19 protein-coding genes and 1 pseudogene are annotated in these 19,957 nt (G+C 69.2%); 14 read left to right on the top strand and 6 right to left on the bottom strand.

Going from position 1 to position 19,957, the window contains the following annotated elements; genetic code table 11:
* Positions 1-119 precede the first annotated feature (119 nt).
* Entirely contained in the window at positions 120-494 is a 375-nt protein-coding gene (apaG, locus tag EV147_RS20245; protein WP_130393024.1) for a Co2+/Mg2+ efflux protein ApaG, read from the top strand.
* Positions 495-512: 18 nt separating this feature from the next.
* Here apaG and EV147_RS20240 read toward each other — a convergent pair whose 3' ends face one another.
* On the bottom strand, positions 513-710 hold the full coding sequence (locus EV147_RS20240; RefSeq protein ID WP_130393023.1) for a hypothetical protein: 198 nt from the start codon (positions 708-710) through the stop codon (positions 513-515).
* 109 nt (positions 711-819) lie between these two features.
* On the opposite strand from EV147_RS20240, the gene mltA reads away from it, so the two are divergent.
* From mltA to cobA, 11 genes are all read left to right on the top strand, one after another.
* A complete protein-coding gene (mltA, locus tag EV147_RS20235; protein WP_130393022.1) occupies positions 820-1,977 on the top strand; it encodes a murein transglycosylase A in 1,158 nt (385 codons plus the stop codon).
* A gap of 326 nt (positions 1,978-2,303) precedes the next feature.
* Complete coding sequence (locus EV147_RS20230) at positions 2,304-3,956, top strand: nitrite reductase (protein WP_130393021.1); 1,653 nt, start codon at positions 2,304-2,306, stop codon at positions 3,954-3,956.
* 69 nt (positions 3,957-4,025) lie between these two features.
* The gene (locus EV147_RS20225; RefSeq protein ID WP_130393020.1) at positions 4,026-4,331 is read left to right on the top strand and encodes a c-type cytochrome; all 306 of its coding nucleotides are present in this window, start codon (positions 4,026-4,028) and stop codon (positions 4,329-4,331) included.
* Between the two features lie 3 nt (positions 4,332-4,334).
* A complete protein-coding gene (locus EV147_RS20220; RefSeq protein ID WP_130393019.1) occupies positions 4,335-4,703 on the top strand; it encodes a c-type cytochrome in 369 nt (122 codons plus the stop codon).
* Positions 4,625-5,884, top strand: a complete 1,260-nt coding sequence (locus EV147_RS20215) for a cytochrome D1 domain-containing protein (protein ID WP_130393018.1) — start codon at positions 4,625-4,627, stop codon at positions 5,882-5,884. Before EV147_RS20220 ends, EV147_RS20215 begins: the two co-directional genes overlap by 79 nt.
* Before the next feature lie 5 nt (positions 5,885-5,889).
* Positions 5,890-6,873 (top strand): siroheme decarboxylase subunit beta, encoded by a 984-nt coding sequence (ahbB, locus tag EV147_RS20210; RefSeq protein ID WP_130393017.1) that lies wholly within the window; start codon positions 5,890-5,892, stop codon positions 6,871-6,873.
* On the top strand, positions 6,870-7,322 hold the full coding sequence (locus tag EV147_RS20205; RefSeq protein WP_130393016.1) for an Lrp/AsnC family transcriptional regulator: 453 nt from the start codon (positions 6,870-6,872) through the stop codon (positions 7,320-7,322). Before ahbB (EV147_RS20210) ends, EV147_RS20205 begins: the two co-directional genes overlap by 4 nt.
* Position 7,323: 1 nt before the next feature.
* Complete coding sequence (gene ahbB / locus EV147_RS20200; RefSeq protein ID WP_130393015.1) at positions 7,324-7,860, top strand: siroheme decarboxylase subunit beta; 537 nt, start codon at positions 7,324-7,326, stop codon at positions 7,858-7,860.
* Positions 7,853-9,016: a heme d1 biosynthesis radical SAM protein NirJ gene (gene nirJ / locus EV147_RS20195; protein ID WP_130393014.1), complete on the top strand. Its 1,164-nt coding sequence runs from the start codon at positions 7,853-7,855 to the stop codon at positions 9,014-9,016. Before ahbB (EV147_RS20200) ends, nirJ begins: the two co-directional genes overlap by 8 nt.
* A complete protein-coding gene (locus tag EV147_RS20190) occupies positions 9,013-10,518 on the top strand; it encodes a cytochrome D1 domain-containing protein (protein ID WP_130393013.1) in 1,506 nt (501 codons plus the stop codon). Before nirJ ends, EV147_RS20190 begins: the two co-directional genes overlap by 4 nt.
* Before the next feature lie 30 nt (positions 10,519-10,548).
* The gene (gene cobA, locus EV147_RS20185) at positions 10,549-11,343 is read left to right on the top strand and encodes a uroporphyrinogen-III C-methyltransferase (protein WP_130393012.1); all 795 of its coding nucleotides are present in this window, start codon (positions 10,549-10,551) and stop codon (positions 11,341-11,343) included.
* Positions 11,344-11,398: 55 nt separating this feature from the next.
* On the opposite strand, the gene EV147_RS20180 is transcribed toward cobA, so the two are convergent.
* Together EV147_RS20180 and ytfE are read right to left on the bottom strand one after the other, a co-directional pair.
* Positions 11,399-13,678 (bottom strand): nitric-oxide reductase large subunit, encoded by a 2,280-nt coding sequence (locus tag EV147_RS20180; RefSeq protein ID WP_130393011.1) that lies wholly within the window; start codon positions 13,676-13,678, stop codon positions 11,399-11,401.
* Between the two features lie 72 nt (positions 13,679-13,750).
* A pseudogene (ytfE, locus tag EV147_RS20175) lies at positions 13,751-14,290 on the bottom strand (iron-sulfur cluster repair protein YtfE); the annotation flags it as partial.
* Between the two features lie 124 nt (positions 14,291-14,414).
* Between ytfE and norR the strand changes: the two are divergent.
* Positions 14,415-16,004, top strand: a complete 1,590-nt coding sequence (norR, locus tag EV147_RS20170; protein WP_130393009.1) for a nitric oxide reductase transcriptional regulator NorR — start codon at positions 14,415-14,417, stop codon at positions 16,002-16,004.
* Here norR and paaK read toward each other — a convergent pair.
* The 3 genes from paaK to paaG all read right to left on the bottom strand — a co-directional run bounded on the left by paaK (position 16,001) and on the right by paaG (position 18,724).
* Entirely contained in the window at positions 16,001-17,305 is a 1,305-nt protein-coding gene (gene paaK, locus EV147_RS20165) for a phenylacetate--CoA ligase PaaK (RefSeq protein WP_130393008.1), read from the bottom strand. The genes norR and paaK overlap by 4 nt on opposite strands.
* Positions 17,306-17,381: 76 nt before the next feature.
* Positions 17,382-17,777, bottom strand: coding sequence for a hydroxyphenylacetyl-CoA thioesterase PaaI (gene paaI / locus EV147_RS20160; RefSeq protein ID WP_198680313.1), 396 nt, complete (start codon positions 17,775-17,777; stop codon positions 17,382-17,384).
* A 104-nt stretch (positions 17,778-17,881) separates the two neighbouring features.
* On the bottom strand, positions 17,882-18,724 hold the full coding sequence (gene paaG / locus EV147_RS20155) for a 2-(1,2-epoxy-1,2-dihydrophenyl)acetyl-CoA isomerase PaaG (RefSeq protein WP_130393007.1): 843 nt from the start codon (positions 18,722-18,724) through the stop codon (positions 17,882-17,884).
* Between the two features lie 189 nt (positions 18,725-18,913).
* Between paaG and EV147_RS20150 the strand changes: the two genes are divergently transcribed.
* Complete coding sequence (locus EV147_RS20150) at positions 18,914-19,690, top strand: enoyl-CoA hydratase (RefSeq protein ID WP_130393006.1); 777 nt, start codon at positions 18,914-18,916, stop codon at positions 19,688-19,690.
* The last annotated feature ends 267 nt before the right edge of the window (positions 19,691-19,957 follow it).

Below are 19,957 nucleotides of genomic sequence, written 5' to 3'. Positions count from 1 at the left end.
CCGGGGCCGGCCGCCCGGAGAATGCCCCGCTTGCCGCTGCCAAGGGCTTGCCGCACAATGCGGACACCCGAGCCGCGCCCCACGGGGGCGGCCTGCCGACCATCCTCACCCGTCGACCCATGAGCGAGTACGCTTTTTCCGTGGCCGTGCGCACGCAGTATCTGCCCGACCAGTCGGACCCCGACCGTGGACGCTATGCGTTCGCCTATACGATCACGATCCACAACACCGGCGAGGTGGCCGCGCAGCTGATCTCGCGCCACTGGATCATCACCGACAGCGACAACGGCACGCAGGAAGTGGCCGGGCTCGGCGTGGTGGGGCACCAGCCGCTGCTCAAGCCGGGCGAGCATTTCGAGTATTCGAGCTGGGCCACGATCTCGACCCCCGTGGGATCGATGAAGGGCGAGTACTTCTGCGTGGCCGAGGATGGCCACCGCTTCGAGGTGCCGATCCCCGAATTCGCCCTGGTGCTGCCGCGCATGCTCCATTGAGGCGCGCGGCGCCGGAACCTATGCGTCCGGCGTGCGGTCTGCTTCCTTCGGCGCCTGGCCGGCGCGCGACGGGTGGTCTTCCGGGGCGCGCGTGGGGCGGGGATGCTTCTTCGCCGTCCCCATCGTCCAGACCACGATGAAGATCAGCAGCAGCAGCGCCAGCCCGGCCTCGGCGGCCAGCAGCAGCGTGGGATGGTTTTCGAAGAACTGGCTCATCGCGGTATGGGGGCGCCCCTGGAAAGCCGGGGAAATCGACGGAACGGCTTCAGATTGTAGGACATGCGGGACGCGCTGCGCCGCCCGCCATGCGGAAGAATCGAACACGATGGCTTATCAGTTTTCCCTGCGCGGAACCCGCGCAACCCCTTCGACTGCCAGTGCCGGCGCAGCCTCGCGTGGCTGGCCCGGCCTGGCCGGCGCGGCGCTCGGCGCCGCGCTGCTGGCCGGCTGCATGAGCGGCCCGCCGCCGCGCATCCTGCCGCCGGGCGGCACGGGCACCACGCCGCCGTCCACCTCGCCCACTGCCGGCCGGCTGCAACCGGCGAGCTGGGCCGACATCGGCGGCTGGAGCCAGGACGACGTGCGCGCCGCCTGGCCCGCGCTGCAGGCCAGCTGCCAGGCGCTGAAGAAGAAGCCCGAGTGGAACCGCGTGTGCACGGTCGGGCTGATGGTCGATGCCGGCGACCTGCCGGCGCTGCGCACCTATTTCGAGACCCATTTCCAGCCGTACCGGGTGGTCAACCTCGACGGCACCGACAGCGGCCTGATCACCGGCTATTACGAACCCATCCTGCACGGCTCGCGCGTGCGCCAGGGGGCGTACCAGGTGCCGCTGTACCGCCGCCCGCCGCAACTGGGCAAGGGCGCGTTGCCGGCACGCGGCGAACTGCTGCAGAACCCGGCGATGCGCGGCAGCGAACTGGTCTACGTGGATGACGCCGTGGAAGCGGCCTTCCTGCAGATCCAGGGCTCGGGCCGCATCCGCCTGCCCGACGGCAAGATCATGCGCGTGGGCTTCGGCGGCACCAACGACCAGCCGTTCCGCTCGTTCGGCAAATGGCTGCTCGACCGGGGCGAGATCACGGCGTCCCAGGCCACGATGCAGGGCATCAAGGCGTGGGCGAAGGCCAACCCGGCGCGCGTCGAGGAAATGCTCAACGTGAACCCGCGCTTCGTGTTCTTCCGCGAACTGCCCCCGAACAACGACGGTCCGGTGGGCGCCCTCGGCGTGCCGCTGACCGCCGAACGCTCGATCGCCGTGGACCCCGCTACGATCCCGCTCGGCGTGCCGGTCTTCCTCTCCACCACCCGCCCGCTCTCGACGGAACCCATCCAGCGGCTGATGTTCGCCCAGGACACCGGCTCCGCCATCAAGGGCGGCGTCCGCGCCGACTTCTTCTGGGGCGCCGGCGACGCCGCCGGCGAAACCGCCGGCCGCATGAAGCAGGGCGGCCGCATGTGGGTGCTGATGCCGCGAGGATAAGTCTCCGGCATCCACATCACCCAATTGGGTGCTCCCCTCTCGCGCCTGGCGGGAGGGGGGCGCAAGAGAAGCAGCACCGCACGCTCCAGCACCGCTTACCCTTTCCCCGCATAGGGTCTTTTGCCCTCCACGCGGTCCGGCATCCCGTTTCTCCAACAGTTCCTGGGCCATCTGCGGCCATGCGCGGCGGCCCATCTGCGAAGTTCCTGACCACCTCTGCCGCAGTTGACGGCCATCAATCCCGCTTTCTCGCTTTATCACGATGATGGGCGCATCGGACGTGTCAACCACGCCAATGCATTTCCCACCCTCGCAAGAGCAGAAACATGAAAGCGACGAGATGGATGTTCCCCGCGCTGGCGGCGTTGCCGCTGGCTTTCTGGATGGTCCAGGGTCACGCGCAGACGGCCGCGCCGCCGCAGCATGCGGCGCCGAAGCTGACCGCTGACGAGTTCACCAAGGCCCGGCAGATCTACTTCGAGCGGTGCGCCGGCTGCCATGGCGTGCTGCGCAAGGGCGCCACGGGCAAGGCGCTGACGCCGGACATCACGCTGGCGCGCGGCACCGAGTATCTGAAGACGTTCATCAAGTACGGCAGCCCGGCGGGCATGCCCAACTGGGGCACGTCGGGCGATCTTTCCGATGCCGAGGTCGACCTGATGGCGAAGTACGTGCAGCTGGAGCCGCCGACGCCGCCCGAGTTCTCGCTCGCCGACATCGAGAAGTCTCGCCGGGACATCGTGCCCGTGGCCAAACGGCCCACGCGCAAGATGAACCAGTACAACCTTGAAAACCTGTTCTCGGTGACGCTGCGCGACTCGGGCGAGGTGGCGCTGATCGACGGCGACAGCAAGCAGATCATCAACATCATCAAGACCGGCTACGCGGTGCATATCTCACGGATGTCGGCGTCGGGGCGCTACCTGTACGTGATTGGCCGGGACGCGCGCCTGAACCTGATCGACCTGTGGATGCCCAAGCCCGACAACGTGGCCGAGGTGAAGATCGGGCTCGAGGCGCGCTCGGTGGAGACCTCGAAGTACAAGGGCTACGAGGACAAATATGCCGTGGCCGGCTCGTACTGGCCGCCGCAGTACGTGATCATGGAGGGCGATACGCTCAAGCCGCTCAAGGTGGTGTCCACGCGCGGCATGACCGTGGACAACGAGTACCACCCCGAGCCGCGCGTGGCGTCGATCGTCGCCAGCCACTACAACCCCGAGTTCGTCATCAATGCCAAGGAGACCGGCAAGATCCTGATGGTGAACTACGCCGATCTCGACAACCTGAAGACCACGACGATCGACGCCGCCAAGTTCCTCCATGACGGCGGGTTCGATTCCACGGGCCGCTACTTCCTGGTGGCCGCCAACGCCTCGGACAAGATCGCCGTGGTGGACACCAAGGAAGACCGCCTGGCCGGACTGGTCGACGTGGGCAAGACCCCGCACCCGGGGCGGGGCGCCAACTTCATCCACCCGAAGTTCGGCCCGGTCTGGGCCACCAGCCACCTGGGCGACGAGACCATCAGCCTGATCGGCACCGACCCCGTGGCGCACAAGCCGCAGGCGTGGAAAGTGGTGCAGACGCTCAAGGGGCAGGGCGGCGGATCGCTGTTCATCAAGACGCATCCGAAGTCGCACAACCTCTGGGTCGATACCCCGCTGAATCCTGACAACAAGCTCAACCAGTCGGTGGCCGTCTTCGACACGAAGCGGCTCGACGGCGGCTTCGAGGTGCTGCCGATCGCCCAGTGGGCCAACCTCAGGGGCGACGGGGCCAAGCGCGTGGTGCAGGCCGAGTACAACCAGGCCGGCGACGAGGTGTGGTTCTCGGTCTGGGGCACCAAGGACCAGGAATCGGCCCTCGTGGTGGTCGATGACAGGACCCGCAAGCTCAAGACCGTGATCCGGGACCCGCGCCTGATCACGCCGACCGGCAAGTTCAACACCTTCAACACGCGCCACGACGTCTATTGATCCGGCGCGGGCGGCTGGCGCGCTGGCGCCGGCCGCCTGCTCCGATCGGTCTTTTTTCAGGAGAACACTATGCATCCCGCAACCGTCCTCGGCGCCGCCCTGCTGGCCGTGGCGCTGCCGCTGTCCGCGCAGGCCAGCGCGGAACTGGCCAAGAGCAAGAACTGCATGGCTTGCCACGCCGTCGACAAGAAGGTCCTCGGGCCATCGTTCAAGGACGTGGCCGCGAAGTACAAGAGCGACAAGGGCGCCGCCGCGCAGATTGCGCAGAGCATCCTCAAGGGCAGCAGCGGCCGATGGGGCGGTATCCCGATGCCGCCGAACGCCGTCAGCGAGGCCGACGCCAACGCGCTGGCCAAGTGGGTACTCGGCCTCTGACCGATGACCCGGCGCCTCACATGGCTGGGCCTGGCGGCGGCCGTGCTCGCGGGCGGCGCGCCCGCTGCACCGCCCGAGCCGGCCGCGCTCCGCCAGGCCCAACTGGCCCGCTGGCTGCGCGATGACTGTGGCGCGTGCCACGGCATGACGCTGCAGGGCGGGCTGGGTTCGCCGCTGACGGCGCAGGCGCTGGCCGGCAAGCCGCGCGACGGCCTTGCGGCCACCGTGCTGCTGGGCCGGCCCGGCACCGCCATGCCGCCCTGGCAACCGTTCATGACGCAGGAAGAAGCCCAATGGCTGATCGATCGACTTCAGGCCGGCACCCCGCCCGCCGTCCCGCCGGCCTTCTCCGACGGCAACTGGTACGACTGAGCGGCCGCGCGGCGCCGTGGCTCGCGGCGGCCTGTGCCGCATCGGCGTGCGCACCGCTCGCGCCGCCCACGGACCTGCGGGGCACCGGTGACCTCGGGGTGGTGATCGAGCGCGCCGCCGGCCGCATCCAGGTGGTGGAAACCACGGGCAGGACGCACCTCGGCACGGTCGAGGGGCTGGGCGACCTGTCGCACGCGAGCGTGGTGTTCGGGCGCGACGGCCGCCACGCCTACGTGTTCGGCCGCGACGGCGGCCTGACGCGCATCGACCTGCTGACCCGGACCATCACCCACCGTATCAGGCAAGCCGGCAACAGCATCGGCGGCGCCATCCTGCAGAACGGCCGGGTGGTGGCGGCGCAGAACTACGCGCCGGGCGGGATCAAGCTGTTCGATGCCGATACGCTGGAACTGCTGGCCGAGATTCCGGCAACGGGCGCCGATGGGCGGCCGTCCAAGGTGGTCGGCCTGGCCGACCTGCCGGGGCAGCGGCTGGCCGCCAGCCTGTTCGAGGCCGGCGAGATCTGGATCATCGACGCCTCGGACCCGCGCCAGCCCGCCGTCACGAAACTGCCGGCCGGCAGGCAGCCGTACGACGCCCTCGTGACGCCCGATGGCCGCTGGTATCTGGCCGGCCTGTTCGGCGAGGATGGCCTGTCGCTGGTCGATCTCTGGCAGGCGCCGCCGGCCGCGCGCAAGGTGCTGTCCGGCTATGGCCGGGGCGAGGCACCGCTGCCGGTCTACAAGATGCCGCACCTGCGCGGCTGGGCGATGGCGCAGGGCCAGGCGTGGCTGCCGGCGATCGGGCGCCATGAACTGCTCGTGGCCGATCCGGCGCGGGGCTGGCAGGAACAGGGCCGCGTGCCCGTGGCCGGGCAGCCCGTCTTTGCGATGGCGCGGCCGGACGGGCGCCAGGTCTGGGTCAACTTCGCGTTCCCGAAGAACGACACGGTGCAGGTCATCGATACCGCCACGCGCCGCGTGGTGAAGACGCTGACGCCGTGCCGGGGCGTGCTGCACATGGAGTTCACGCCGAAAGGCGAGTCGCTCTGGCTGTCGTGCCGCGACGACAACCGCGTGGAGATCTACGACACCGCCACGCTGCGGCGCGTGGCCACGCTGCCGGCCGACCAGCCCTCGGGCATCTTCTTCACCGCACGCGCCCAGCGCATGGGCATGTGAGCGCCATGGTGGACGAGCAACGCTTCTACGACAGTATCCAGCGCGGATTCCCGATCGAGCCGCGCCCCTTCCGCAGCGCCGGCACGCCGCTGAACCTGACCGAGCATGCGGTGCTGAGCCTGCTGGCGCGCGATGTGGGCGCGGGCCGTGTCAGCCGGATTGGCGCCGTTTTCGCGCCGAACGTGATCGGCGCCAGCACGCTGGCCGCGCTGGCCGTGGACCGGGCCGACCTGGCCCGGGTGGCGGCCCGCGTGAACGCCCACGGCGCCGTCAGCCACAACTATGCCCGCAGCGGCCACCGCTTCAACCTCTGGTTCGTGGCGGGCGCCCGCCATCGCCCGGCGCTCGACGCGCTGCTGCGGGACATTGCCGAGGAAGTGGGGCAGACGCCACTTGACCTGCCGATGGAGCGCGAATACCACATCGACCTGGGTTTTCCGATGTCGGGCGCGCGCGGCGCGGCGGGCAACCCGCGCCGGCAGCCGGTGGCGGCCGAAGCACTCGACGACGCCGACTGGCGGCTCGTGGCGGCGCTGGAACGCGGGCTGCCGCTGACGCCGGAGCCGTTCCATGCGCTGGCGCGCCAGAGCGGCATACCGCTGCACCGCGTGCTGACTCGCATCGCGCAATGGCAGGCCAGCGGCGTGATCCGCCGTTTTGGCGCCATCCTGCACCACCGGCGCTTCGGCTACGGGAACAACGCGATGTGTGTCTGGGATGTGCCCGACAACCGCGTGGATGCGGTGGGCACCCGGCTCGCCCGCGTGTCTCCGGTCAGCCTGTGCTACCGGCGCGCACGCCGCGGCCCGGTCTGGCGCTACAACCTCTACGCGATGGTCCATGCGCGCAGCGAAGCCGAATTGCAGGGGGCGCTCGACCACTTCGACCGGCAGGCCGGCATGGCGTCGCTGCCCGGCCTGGTCCTGCGCAGCGGCACTTGCTACAGGCAGCGCGGCACCCGCTACAGCTGGGAGCCGGTGTGCGCATGACGCCGCTCGATCCGCTCGACCGCCAGGTCGTCAACGCCCTGCAGCGCGGGCTGCCGCTGACGCCGCGCCCGTATGCCGACGCCGCGGCGCGGCTCGGCATCGACGAGGCCGAACTGCTGCGGCGCCTGGCATCGCTGCTGGCGCGCGGCGTGCTGACGCGCTTTGGCCCGCTGTTCCAGATCGAGCGCGCCGGTGGCCAGTTCGTGCTGTGCGCGTGCCACGCGCCGGCCGGGCGGCTGGAAGCAGTGATTGCCGCGATCAACGCGCACCGGGAAGTGGCCCATCACTACGAACGCACGCACCGGCTCAACCTGTGGTTCGTCGTGGCGCTCGAAGCAGCGGCCGATCTGCCTGCAGCGCTGGCGCGCATCGCGGCCAGCGCGGGCGTGGAGATCCTGCCGTTCCCGAAGCAGCGCGAGTTCTTCGTCAACCTGTACCTGCCCGCCTGACATGCCCCGACCCGTCCCCATCGATCCCATTGACCCGATCGACCCGATCGACCCCATCGACCGCGCGCTGATCGCCGCCACCCAGGCCGGCCTGCCACTGGTGCCGGCGCCGTGGCGCGTGCTTGGCGAACCGCTGGGCCTGAGCGAGGCGCAGGTGCTGGCGCGCTTCATCGCCATGCGCGAGTCGGGGCTGCTGCGGCGCGTCGGCGCCGTGCCGAACCACTATGCGCTGGGCTGGCGCGCCAATGGCATGACGGTCTGGGACGTCGACGATGCCGAGGCCGGACGGCTGGGCGAACGCGTCGGCGCGCTCGCATTCGTCAGCCACTGCTACCTGCGCCCGAGAGCGCCCGGCTGGCCGTACAACCTGTTTGCGATGGTCCACGCCCGCTCGCGCGAGCTGGCCGCGCCGCAGATCGACCAGATCCGGGCGCTGCTCGGCCACGCCTGCCGCGCCCATGACGTGCTCTGGTCCACCCGCATCCTCAAGAAAACCGGCCTGCGGCTGTCGGCGCCGGGGAGATCCCACCATGTTTAGACTGTCCCGCTTCATGGAAGCGCTGCGCGACGGCGGCGCCGTGCCGGCACCACGCCGGCACGCTGGCCCGGTCGTGATCTGGAACCTGATCCGCCGCTGCAACCTCAACTGCAAGCACTGCTACTCGACGTCGGCCGATACCGATTTCAAGGGCGAACTGTCGACCGGGCAGGCGCTGGCCGTGCTGCACCAGCTCAAGGCGGCGCGCGTGCCGGCGCTGATCCTGTCCGGCGGCGAGCCGCTGCTGCGGCCGGACCTATACGACATTGCCGCCGAGGCCAGCGGGCTGGGCTTCCATGTCTCGGTGTCGTCCAACGGCACGCTGCTCGACGCCCGGCACGCCGCCCGGCTGCTGGCCTGCGGCGTGGACTACGTCGGCGTCAGCCTGGACGGGCTGCGCGCCACGCACGACCGCTTCCGGCGCAGTGAAGGCGCCTTCGACACGGCGCTCGCCGGCTTGCGCACCGCGCGCCGCGCAGGGCTGCGCGTCGGCGTGCGGATGACGCTGACCGAAGCCAATGCCGACGAGCTGCCCGACGTGGTGGCGCTGGCCGAGGCCGAGGGGATCGACAAGTTCTATCTCTCGCATTTCAACTATGCGGGGCGCGGCAGCAACCATCGCGGCGACGATGCCCATCACGCGCGTACGCGGGTAGCCGTGGACTGGCTGTTCGACCATGTCTGGGCGCGCACGCTGCAGGGCCGGGCCGGTGATTTCGTGACCGGCAACAACGATGCCGACGGGGTGGCGCTGCTGTACTGGATCGCGCGGCGCCAGCCGGGGCGGCTGGCCGACATGCGCGAGCGGCTGGTGAACTGGGGCGGCAACGCCACGGGCGTGGGCGTGGCGAACATCGACAACCTCGGCAACGTCCACCCGGACACGATGTGGTGGCACGTTTCGCTCGGCAACGTGCGCGAGCGGCCGTTCGGCGAGATCTGGGCCGACCGTGCCCACCCGCTGATGGCTGGCCTGAAGTCCAGCCCCCGGCCGCTCGAAGGCCGCTGCGCGACGTGCCGGCACCGCGACATCTGCAATGGCAACACGCGGGTGCGGGCCTTCGCGGTCAGCGGCAACCCGTGGGCCGAGGATCCGGGCTGCTATCTGTCGGATGTGGAGATTGCCGAGGTGCCGGGCGCGGAGGTGGCGGGATGAGAACGCTTCTGGCCGGCCTGCTGGGGCTGATGACGCTGGCGGCGATGCTTGCGGGCGGCCCCGCTGCGGCGGAGGCGGCCATCCCGGCAAAGCCGGACGTGGCCGGTATCTACGGCGGCCGGTGCGCGGCCTGCCACGGCGCCGACCGCCTCGGCGGCATGGGCCCGGCGCTGCTGCCCGAGAGCCTCGACCGGCTCAAGCCCGACGCCCTGCTCGACGTGCTGCGCCACGGCCGGCCCGCCACGCAGATGCCGGGCTTTGCCGGGACACTGACTGCGCCGCAGATCGCCGCGCTGGCGACGTGGCTGCGCACCGCGCCGTCGCATGTCCCGCGTTGGGAAGCGGACGAGATCCGGGCGTCGCGCACCGTGTTCCACGCGCCCGGCAGCCTGCCGGACCGTCCCGTGTTCAGCGCCGATCCGTCGAACCTCTTCCTGGTGGTGGAGTCCGGCACGCACCACCTGAGCGTGCTCGACGGCGACCGGCTGGAGCCGATCCACCGTTTCGCCACGCGTTTTGCGCTGCACGGCGGGCCGAAGTTCAGCCGCGACGGCCGCTACGTGTTCGTGGCCAGCCGCGACGGCTGGGTCAGCAAGTACGACCTCTGGAACCTGCAGCTCGTGGCGGAAATACGAGTCGGGCTGAACACGCGCAACGTGGCGGTCAGCGACGACGGCCAGTGGGTGCTCGCTGGCAACACGCTGCCGCAGACCATGGTGTTGCTGCGCGCCGACGATCTGGCGCTGGCGCGGATCTTTCCGGTGCTGGGGCAGGGCGGGGTGCCGTCGCGCGTCTCGGCGGTTTACGATGCCGCGCCACGCGGCGCCTTCATCGCGGCGCTGCGCGACATCCCGGAAGTCTGGGAAATTCCGTACGCCACGCTGGTCCCGCGCCGGATCCTGCTCGAAGACCGGCTCGACGATTTCTTCTTCGACCAGCCCTACCGGCACATCCTCGGCGCGTCGCGGGCGGGCGGCGGGCAGGTGGTTGATCTCGACGCCGGCCGCAAGGTGGCGGATCTCGCCCTGACCGGCATGCCGCACCTCGGCAGCGGCATCACCTGGCAGCGCGACGGCCGCGACGTGATGGTTTCACCCAACCTCAGGCAGGGCCTGCTGAGCGTGATCGACATGAAAAGCTGGCAGACCGTGGCGACGATACCGACCAACGGCCCCGGCTTCTTCATCCGCAGCCACGATGCCACGCCCTATGCGTGGACCGACGCGATGATGAGCCCACGCCGCGATACGCTGCAGATCATCGACAAGCAGTCTCTGAAGGTGGTGGGCACCGTGACCCCGTCGCCGGGCCGCACGGCCGCCCACGTGGAGTTCACGCGCGATGGCCGCCATGCGCTGGTCAGCCTGATGGAGCCCGAGGGCGCCATCGTCGTCTATGACGCGGCAACCTGGCGCGAGATCAAACGGCTGCCGATGGACCGGCCAGTCGGCAAGTACAACGTGTTCAACAAGACCACGCGTTCTTCGGGCACAAGTCACTGAATTGGATAAACGACGATGGATAGGAGCGAAATGCAACCCGGAAAAGTCTGGCTCGTCGGCGTGGGTCCGGGCGACCCCGAACTGGTGACGGTCAAGGCGGCGCGCGCCTTGGCGGAGGCCCGCGTCTGGCTCGTCGACGACCTGGTGCCCGCCGCGATGCAGTGCTACGCGAGCCCCGGCACGCAGATGGTGCCAGTGGGCAAGCGCGGCGGCCGCTGCTCGGTCAGCCAGGCCAGCATCCAGGCCCAGACGCTGGCGCATGCGCAGGCCGGGCACTGCGTGGCGCGCGTGAAAGGCGGCGACCCGCTGACATTCGGCCGGGGCGGCGAAGAGGCCGCCTTCCTGCGCGAACACGGCATCGAGGTGGAGGTCGTCAACGGCATCAGCAGCGGGCTGGCGGCGGCGCAGGCGCTCGGCATCGCCCTGACCCATCGCGCCTACTGCCACGGCGTGACGTTCGTGACCGCCCATACCCGCGACGACGGCGACCCCGACTGGCGCGCGCTGGCCGCCAGCGGCACCACGCTGGTGATCTATATGGGAATGCTCAGGATCGCGGCAATCCGCGATGCGCTGCTGCAGGCGGGAATGCGCGCGGACATGCCGGCGGCGGTGGTAATGCACGCCAGTTGCCGTGACGAACGGCAGTGGGCCGGGACACTGGAGACGCTGGCCGAGGCGCTGGCCGCCGGGCTGGAGAGCCCGGCGATCATCATGGTGGGGGAGGTGGTGGCGATGGCGGCGTCTTGCGCCCCTCTCCCGCATGCGGAAGAGGGGCAGGGGGTGAGGGCTGGCGGTTCTGCTTGCCGACTGGCCGCAATTTGAACCGCTGACCCTCTCCCCCGACCCCTCTCCCGCCTTGCGGGAGAGGGGAGACAACCTACTGCCGCGCCAGCCGCCCCGCCGCCACCTCCCTCGGCCCCCGCGACACCACGCCGCGCACCACCTGCCACGCGAACATCAGCGCCGCCACCAGGAACACCACATCGCCGAAGGTCCGCACCCAGCGCAGCGTCTGCAGCAGCGGCTGCTGCACGAACGCTTCGCTGCGGGCGTACCACAGCCCCTCGCTGATGCTGGCCAGCGCCTGGATGATGCCTACCGGCAGCAGGCTCGTGCCGATCATCAGCACCAGCCCGCCGTTGAGGCCCCAGAACGCCATCGACATCATGCGCTCGCCGGGCGCGTACGCCGGCCGCACGTAGCGCAGCACCAGCAGCGTGAAGCCCAGCGCCAGGAAGCCGTAGACACCGAACAGCGCCGCGTGGGCGTGCACTGGCGTGGTGTTGAGCCCCTGCACGTAATACAGCGAGATTGGCGGGTTGATCATGAAGCCGAACACGCCGGCCCCGAGCATGTTCCAGAACGCCACGGCCGTGAAGCACATCACCGGCCAGCGCAGGTTGGCCATCCACGGCGCGCGGGCCTTCAGGCGCCAGTTCTCCCAGGCCTCGTGCCCGAGCACGATCAGCGGCATGACTTCCAGTGCCGAAAACGTGGCCCCGATCGCCATCACCGGCGTGGTCGTGCCGGCGAAGTACAGATGATGGAACGTGCCCGGAATGCCGCCGAGCATGAACAGCGACGCCGAGGCCAGGCTCGCGGCGGTGGCCATCGGGCGCGAGACCAGCCCGAGCGTCGAGAAGATGAACGCCAGCGCGGTGGTGGCGAACACCTCGAAGAAGCCTTCCACCCAGAGGTGGACCACCCACCAGCGCCAGTACTCCATCACGGTCAGGCTGGTGCGCTCGCCGTAGAACAGCCCGGCGCCGTAGAACAGGCCGATGGCGACCACCGACGAGGTCAGCAGCGCCAGCAGGTTCTTGTCGCCGGCGCCGCGCGAGCGCAGGGCCGGGGCGATGCAGCGCATCATCAGCACGAGCCAGATCACGATCCCGGCCAGCTTGCCGATCTGCCACAGCCGGCCCAGATCCACATATTCATAGCCCTGATGGCCGAGCCAGAAGTTCAGGTTGGCCGGCATCTTCTGGGCGATGGCCAGGTAGTTGCCGACGAACGATCCGACCACCACGACCACAAGCGCCCAAAACAGCACATCTACGCCGAGCCGCTGGAACTTCGGGTCCTTGCCGCCGTTGATCAGCGGGGCCAGGAACAGTCCGGCAGCCAGGAAGCCGGTGGCAATCCAGAACAGCGCGCTCTGGATATGCCAGGTGCGCGTCAGTGCGTACGGGAACCATTGCGAGACATCGACGCCGTAGAATTTCTGGCCCTCCACGGTGTAGTGCGCGGTGAAACCGCCGATCAGCACCTGGAAGGCGAACAGCGCCACCACCAGGAACAGGTACTTGCCGAGCGCGCGTTGCGACGGTGTCAGCGCGAACGTGGTCAGCGGATCGCGCGCCGGCGGCGCCGGCAGCGGCTCCTCCTTGCCGCGCAGGAACGCCCAGGCCCAGATCAGCAGCCCCACGCCGGCCAGCAGCACCACCACGCTGGCCACTGACCAGACCACGTTCTCGGCGGTGGGCCGGTTGTCGATCAGCGGCTCGTGCGGCCAGTTGTTGGTGTAGGTGGCCGTGTGGCCGGGACGGTCGGTGGCGGCGGCCCATGCCGTCCAGAAGAAGAACTGCGTCAGGCTGGCGCGGCGCTCGGCCGAGGGCAGCGTGTTTTCCTTCATCGCAAAGCTCTCGCGGCTGCCGCGCAGCTCGGGCGCATCGGAGAACAGGCGCGAGTAGTAGTTGGCCGTGACCGCGATGGCCTTGGCGCGGCGGGGCGAGACGGTCAGCACGTTGCTGTCCGGGTCGGCCTGGTTGCCGCGATATTCGGCCTTGAGCTGAGCGCGCAGCGCCGCCTGCTCGCCCACGCCGAGCGCGGCGTAGTCCTTGCCGGACGCCTCGCGCGCTGCCAGGTCGAGCCAGGCGGTCAGCTCGCGGTGCAGCCAGTCGGCGGTCCAGTCCGGCGCCTGGTAGGCGCCGTGGCCCCAGACCGAGCCAAGCTGCATGCCGCCCACCGATTGCCAGGCGGTCTGGCCGTCGAGGATGTCTTCGGAGGTGAACAGCGTGGCGCCGTCGGGCGTGGCCACCCTGGCGGGGATGGGCGGCTGCTGCCGGTAGACCTCGGCGCCGTAGTAGCCGAGTAACGAAAACGTGACCGCCAGCACGGCGATCAGCGTGAACCATAGTTTCTTGTAGGGGCCCATGATGGGTGCGCGGGACGCGCGATTGGGTGAGTGGGGTGCGGCAGGCAGCGCCGCGCTGGAGTCAGGCGGCGTTCAGTGGCCGGGATGGGCCGGGTGGGCCGGCTGGGCGGCTGGCCGGACGGCGTTCTCGAACAGCACGTCGTTCTCCAGTTCGATATGGGCCTGCAGGTCGTCGCAGAACGCCTGCAGGCCGTCGTAAAGCGCGCGCCATGTGTTGCAGGCTTCGGCCGGCAGTGTCAGGCCGCCGGTCAGTTCGGCCAGGCGCTGCAACGCCGCGCCATGGTCGTCGTGCTCCATGCGCATGACGGTGATCGGCGCCGCGGCCATTGCGCCCATGCCGCGCGCGAGCATCGGAAAGAGCACCTGCTCCTCCTTCTGCATATGGCTCAGCAGCTCCTGCTGCATGACGGCGAGATGGCTGGCCAGGCCATTTGGACAATCGGGCCGGTCGCCGTGCACCGTCTCCACGCGTTGCGCCAGCCGGATCAATTCGGGCAGTTGCTCCCGGTGCCGGTCGTGGAAGCGCGACAGGATGTGCGCGATCAGCTCCACGGCAGGCGCGTCGCGCCAGTCTTGCGTGCTCATGATTTGCTCCTTCTCAATAAAGGCAGGCAACTCCTGTGCGATTCTCGTGCCGAGTAGAAATCTCTAAAGATTCAACGATTTACTGCCGCGCCGGGTTGTTCGAACCATCGCCGGGCGTGGTGAAATCAACCATTAAGGGGTGTTTTCAACCATGATTGGCGAGCTTCTCCTGGCCGACCTCTGTGCTGACCTGCCACCCGCCGTGCGCATGCAGCGGATGGTGGTCAGCCTGCGGGCGCAGTTCCGCTGCGGGGCCGTGGCGCTGTTGCAGCATGAGGAAGACCATCTGCGGCCCGTGGCGGTCGATGGGCTGGTGCGCGATGCGCTGGGCCGACGCTTTGCTGCCGGGCTGCACCCGCGCCTGGCCGCCATCGTGGCGCGGCGCGGCGTTACCTGCTTCCACCACGACAGCACACTGCCCGACCCCTACGACGGCCTGATCGACGAACGCGTGGGCGAGCCGCTGCCCGTGCATGACTGCATGGGCGTCAGCCTCCATGTGGAAGGCAAGCCGTGGGGCGTGCTGACGCTCGACGCGCTGGAGGTTGGCACCTTCACCGAGGCCGCGCAGGCGGCGCTGCAGCGGCTGACGCCGGTCATCGAGGCGGCGCTGCGCATTACCCGGCTCGAAGCCGAGATCCGCGCGCTGCGCCAGAGCCGCGCCGACGCGCCGGCGGGCGAGGTGGTACGCGACGATGGCGAGATCATCGGCCAGAGCGAGGCCATCGCCCATCTGCTGCACGAGTTGCGGGTAGTGGCCGATTCCGAACTGCCCGTGCTGCTGCTGGGCGAGACCGGGGTGGGCAAGGAGCTGTTCGCGCACCGGCTGCACCGCCAGTCGCGCCGCCGCAACCGGCCGCTGATTCACGTGAACTGCGCCGCGCTGCCCGAATCGCTGGCCGAGAGCGAACTGTTCGGCCATGTGCGCGGCGCCTTCTCGGGCGCCACGGGCGAGCGCCCGGGCCGCTTCGAGGCCGCCGACGGCGGCACGCTGTTTCTCGATGAGGTAGGGGAGTTGCCGCTGTCCATCCAGGCCAAGCTGCTGCGCACGCTGCAGAACGGCGAGATCCAGCGGCTCGGCTCGGACCGCCCGCGCCGCGTGGATGTGCGCGTGATCGCCGCCACCAACCGGCACCTGCGCGAGCACGTGCGCGCCGGCTCGTTCCGGGCCGACCTCTATCACCGGCTGTCGGTCTATCCGGTCCCCATCCCGCCGCTGCGCGAGCGCGACAACGACGTGTTGCTGCTGGCCGGGCACTTTCTCGAACTGAACCGGGCGCGGCTGGGGCTGCGCAGCCTGCGGCTGTCGGCCGCCGCCCAGGTGGCGCTGCGGCGCTATCCGTGGCCCGGCAATGTGCGCGAACTGGAGCACGTGATCAGCCGCGCCGCGCTGAAGCTCGTCAGCCGGGGCGCCAGCCGCAATGAAATTGCCACGCTCGATGCCGACCTGTTCGCCGATCTGTTCGCCGATGGGCTCGGCGCGCCGGTACCGGGCGAAGCCCCCGCGCCGCAACCGCTACCCGGCGCCGCCGACATGCTGGCGGCAACGCTGCGCGAGGCCGTGGATGCGTGCCAGCGCGCCTGCATCGAACGGGCGCTGGCTGCGCACGGCGGCAATTGGGCTGGCGCCGCCCGGCAACTGGGCGTGGACGCCAGCAACCTCCACAAGCTGGCACGCCGCCTGGGCTTCCGGCGCGAAGACGCCGGCCGGAGCCAGCGCCCCGCCCGGCGGGCCGCCTAGCGCGGCCGGTTGTCGACGATGCGCCGCGCCTTGCCCACCGAGCGCTCCACGCCGCCCTCGGGCAGGATCTCGATCCCGGCCGTCACGCCGATGTACGCCTTGATGTCATGGGCCAGCAGCGACTGCGCCTGGCCAGCCACGGATGGATCGGCGCCATGCGCGCACTCCACGCGCACGGTCAGCGTGTCCAGCGGCCCGTCCTTGGTCAGCACGCACTGGTAGTGCGGCGCCAACTCGCCATGCTTGAGGATCAGTTCCTCGATCTGCGACGGGAACACGTTCACGCCGCGCACGATCATCATGTCGTCGGTACGCCCCGTGATCTTCTCCATGCGGCGGAAGGCGGCCCGCGCCGTGCCGGGCAGCAGCCGGGTCAGGTCGCGGGTGCGATAGCGCACCACGGGCATCGCCTCCTTGGTCAGCGAGGTGAAGACCAGCTCGCCGAACTCGCCGTCGGGCAGCACCGCGCCGGTGTCGGGATCGATGATCTCGGGGTAGAAATGGTCTTCCCAGATGGTGGGGCCATCCTTGGTCTCGGCGCACTCGTTGGCCACGCCGGGGCCCATGACCTCGGACAGCCCGTAGATATCGACGGCCGAGATGTTCATGCGCTTCTCGATGGCCGTGCGCATCTCGGGCGTCCACGGCTCGGCGCCGAAGATGCCGATGCGCAGCGAGGTGGAGGCCGGGTCGATGCCCTGGCGCTCCAGTTCGTCGGCAATCGCCAGCATGTAGCTTGGCGTCACCATGATGATCTCGGGCTTGAAATCCTGGATCAGCTGCACCTGCCGCTCGGTCTGGCCGCCGCCGAACGGGATCGCGGTCAGCCCGGCCTTCTCCACGCCGTAGTGGGCGCCCAGCCCGCCCGTGAACAGCCCGTAGCCGTAGCTGATGTGCACCTTGTCGCCGCGCCGCGCCCCCGAAGCCCGGATCGAGCGCGCCATGACGGTGGCCCAGGTGTCGATGTCGCGCAGTGTGTAGCCCACCACCGTCGGCTTGCCGGTGGTGCCCGACGACGCGTGGATGCGCGCGACGCGGTCCTGGGGCACGGCGAACATCCCGAACGGGTAGTTGGCGCGCAGGTCCTGCTTGGTCGTGAACGGGAAGCGCGCCAGATCGGCCAGAGACTGCACCTGGTCGGGATGCACGCCGGCCTCGTCGAACTTGCGCCGGTAGACGGGCGAGTTGTCATAGGCATGGCGCAACGACCATTTCAGGCGGTCCAGCTGCAGCGCCTGCAGCTCCTGCCGGCTGGCGTGCTCGATCGGCTCGAGCGGCAGATCGGTGGGGCGGGTACTCATCGATGTCTCCACATTCCGGGATCGGTGCGCTACGTTGGCGCGGGCTTGGGCGGATGTCTGGCGAGGCTGCGAGGGGTCAGGCGTCGGGCGGCGGTACGACATGGCCCTTGATCTGGGCCGACTTGCCGCGGAACATCGCCACCGGCTCGCCGGCACGGTTGGTCACCTTGATGTCGTAGACGCCGTGCCGGCCGGACAGGATCTGCTCCTCGGCCTCGGCCGTCAGCACGTCGCCGCCGTGCACCGGGCGCAGGAACTCGATCGAGCAGCCCGACGCCACGGTATTGATATTGTGGCTGTTGCAGGCAAAGGCGAACGCTGAATCGGCGAGCGTGAACATCAGCCCGCCATGGCAAATGGCGTGGCCGTTCAGGAATTCGGGGCGCACCGTCATCGATAGCCGCGCGTATCCGGGCCGCACCTCGTCGACCGACATGCCCAGCCAGCGGCTGCAGGCGTCTGATTCGTACATGGCACGGGCGGCGGCCTCGGCCAGGGCCTGGGGATCTTGGGAACCGTGGGATTCGGGGGTCAAGCGCAACTCCTTGCCGCAGCGGGGAACAGGTCTGGTTCGGGTCAGGCGCCGGTGAAACGCGGCGCGCGCTTTTCGAGGAAGGCGTTCACGCCCTCGGTGTAGTCGTGCGAGCGGCCCAGGTTGCGCTGGAGATCGCGCTCCAGGTCGAGCTGGGTGTCCAGGGTGTTGGTGGTGCTGGCGTGGAAGGCCTGCTTGATCGCCGCCAGCGCCCGCGTGGGCTGGGCGGCCAGGTGCGTGGCCAGCGCCATGGCCTGCTCGGGCAGCAGCGGATCGTCCATCGCCTCCCAGATCAGGCCCCACTTCTCGGCGTCTTCGGCCGAAAGCTTGTCGCCGGTCATCGCCAGCCCCATCGCCCGCGCCATGCCGAGCCGCTTCGGCAGCAGCCAGGTACCCCCGGAATCCGGCACGAGGCCGATCTTGACGAAGGCCTGGATGAAGCTGGCCGAGCGTGCCGCCAGCACGATGTCGCAGGCCAGCGCCAGGTTGGCGCCAGCCCCGGCAGCGGTGCCGTTCACGGCGGCCAGCACCGGCAGCGGCAGCGCCTGCAGCCGGCGCACGAGCGGGTTGAACCAGGTGTCGATCAGTTCGCCGAGATCGGTGGCGTTTTCGGGCGTGAAGTCGAGATCGGCCAGATCCTGCCCCGCGCAGAAGCCGCGCCCCGCACCGGTCAGCAGCAGCGCCCGCGCGCCGCCTGCTTCCACCTCGTCGAGCGCCCGTACCAGCGCCCGGTGCATCTCGCGCGTGAAACTGTTGAGCTTGTCGGGCCGGTTCAGCGTGATCACGGCCACATCGCCCTGCCAGCGCAGCAGGATCGGACCGGCATCGAGAGTACCGCGCGGATGGGTTTGCGCCGCGTTGGGGGGCATGGTTGTCTCCTGCGCCATATTTTGTTCTCCAGGTCGGATGGGTCGCGTGAGCCATTGTAGAGAGCGCCGCGACAATTTAATAAACCGACCAGTCGGTCGGCAAATAGTAGAGGGGATGGCCGCGCGGCGCAAGCCTTGACCGGCGTCGCGGTGGCAGTGGAGTATCGGTTCCGCAAGCCAACAAGACGCCCTGACATAGGAGAAGACATGCCGTACGAGAACATCCTGGTGGAAACCCGCGGCCGCGTGGGCCTGGTGACGCTGCATCGCCCCAAGGCGCTGAACGCGCTCAACGACGCCCTCATGGACGAACTGGGCACCGCGCTGACCGCCTTCGACGCCGACGAGGCCGTGGGCTGCATCGTCATCACCGGCAGCGAGCGGGCGTTCGCAGCCGGCGCCGACATCGGCATGATGGCGAAGTACTCCTATATGGATGTCTACAAGGGCGACTACATCACCCGCAACTGGGAAACCATCCGCCGCATCCGCAAGCCCGTGATCGCGGCGGTGGCTGGCTACGCGCTGGGCGGTGGCTGCGAGCTGGCCATGATGTGCGATATCGTCATCGCCGCCGACAGCGCGAAGTTCGGCCAGCCCGAGGTCAAGCTCGGCACCATGCCCGGCGCCGGGGGCACCCAGCGGCTGCCGCGCGCGGTCTCCAAGGCCAAGGCGATGGACCTGTGCCTGACCGCCCGCATGATGGACGCCGCCGAGGCCGAGCGCGCCGGCCTGGTCTCGCGCATCGTCCCGGCCGAAAAGCTGCTGGACGAAGCCATCGGCGCTGCCGACACCATTGCTGGCTACTCCCTGCCCGTGGTCATGATGATCAAGGAATCGGTCAACGCGGCCTATGAGACAACGCTCAATGAAGGCGTCCATTTCGAGCGCCGGCTGTTCCATGCCACCTTCGCCACCGAGGACCAGAAGGAAGGCATGGCCGCTTTTGTGGAGAAAAGGGCGCCTGATTTCAAGCATCGTTGAGTCCGGAAGGGCGAATATAGGGAATACCCGAGGAAACCACGGGGTTATCCCGGGACTTCCGAGAGTTATTTTGAAGCCCTGTTTTCCTTTCGAATCAAGGGTTTGAATCTCCAGTGGGAGGGTTCGCAGCACGGCTCGGTGACATACGTGTTGCAAACCTTCCGGATCGGGCCTAATATTCGCCCCCTCGCAACACAAACCGCGCTGCAAACGCAGCAGCGACAAGGGTTGCGAGGCAGCAGTGGCGGGGGTTGCGAGGGTTTGCAG

Source organism: Cupriavidus agavae (assembly GCF_004217045.1).
Lineage (GTDB): Bacteria > Pseudomonadota > Gammaproteobacteria > Burkholderiales > Burkholderiaceae > Cupriavidus > Cupriavidus agavae.
The sequence above is the reverse complement of the archived record's forward strand: the minus strand, read 5'-3'. Positions and strand labels throughout refer to the sequence as shown.

Excerpts from the sequence above, each read along its gene's own strand:
- paaI (WP_198680313.1), bottom strand. The coding sequence starts at position 17,777 with ATGTACGAATCAGACGCCTGCAGCCGCTGGCTGGGCATGTCGGTCGAC.
- paaK (WP_130393008.1), bottom strand. The coding sequence starts at position 17,305 with ATGAGTACCCGCCCCACCGATCTGCCGCTCGAGCCGATCGAGCACGCC.
- cobA (WP_130393012.1), top strand. The coding sequence starts at position 10,549 with ATGCAACCCGGAAAAGTCTGGCTCGTCGGCGTGGGTCCGGGCGACCCC.
- EV147_RS20220 (WP_130393019.1), top strand. The coding sequence starts at position 4,335 with ATGACCCGGCGCCTCACATGGCTGGGCCTGGCGGCGGCCGTGCTCGCG.
- EV147_RS20230 (WP_130393021.1), top strand. The coding sequence starts at position 2,304 with ATGAAAGCGACGAGATGGATGTTCCCCGCGCTGGCGGCGTTGCCGCTG.
- ahbB (WP_130393017.1), top strand. The coding sequence starts at position 5,890 with ATGGTGGACGAGCAACGCTTCTACGACAGTATCCAGCGCGGATTCCCG.
- norR (WP_130393009.1), top strand. The coding sequence starts at position 14,415 with ATGATTGGCGAGCTTCTCCTGGCCGACCTCTGTGCTGACCTGCCACCC.
- ahbB (WP_130393015.1), top strand. The coding sequence starts at position 7,324 with ATGCCCCGACCCGTCCCCATCGATCCCATTGACCCGATCGACCCGATC.
- EV147_RS20205 (WP_130393016.1), top strand. The coding sequence starts at position 6,870 with ATGACGCCGCTCGATCCGCTCGACCGCCAGGTCGTCAACGCCCTGCAG.
- EV147_RS20240 (WP_130393023.1), bottom strand. The coding sequence starts at position 710 with ATGAGCCAGTTCTTCGAAAACCATCCCACGCTGCTGCTGGCCGCCGAG.
- EV147_RS20225 (WP_130393020.1), top strand. The coding sequence starts at position 4,026 with ATGCATCCCGCAACCGTCCTCGGCGCCGCCCTGCTGGCCGTGGCGCTG.
- EV147_RS20150 (WP_130393006.1), top strand. The coding sequence starts at position 18,914 with ATGCCGTACGAGAACATCCTGGTGGAAACCCGCGGCCGCGTGGGCCTG.
- nirJ (WP_130393014.1), top strand. The coding sequence starts at position 7,853 with ATGTTTAGACTGTCCCGCTTCATGGAAGCGCTGCGCGACGGCGGCGCC.
- paaG (WP_130393007.1), bottom strand. The coding sequence starts at position 18,724 with ATGGCGCAGGAGACAACCATGCCCCCCAACGCGGCGCAAACCCATCCG.
- apaG (WP_130393024.1), top strand. The coding sequence starts at position 120 with ATGAGCGAGTACGCTTTTTCCGTGGCCGTGCGCACGCAGTATCTGCCC.
- EV147_RS20190 (WP_130393013.1), top strand. The coding sequence starts at position 9,013 with ATGAGAACGCTTCTGGCCGGCCTGCTGGGGCTGATGACGCTGGCGGCG.
- EV147_RS20215 (WP_130393018.1), top strand. The coding sequence starts at position 4,625 with ATGGCTGATCGATCGACTTCAGGCCGGCACCCCGCCCGCCGTCCCGCC.
- EV147_RS20180 (WP_130393011.1), bottom strand. The coding sequence starts at position 13,678 with ATGGGCCCCTACAAGAAACTATGGTTCACGCTGATCGCCGTGCTGGCG.
- mltA (WP_130393022.1), top strand. The coding sequence starts at position 820 with ATGGCTTATCAGTTTTCCCTGCGCGGAACCCGCGCAACCCCTTCGACT.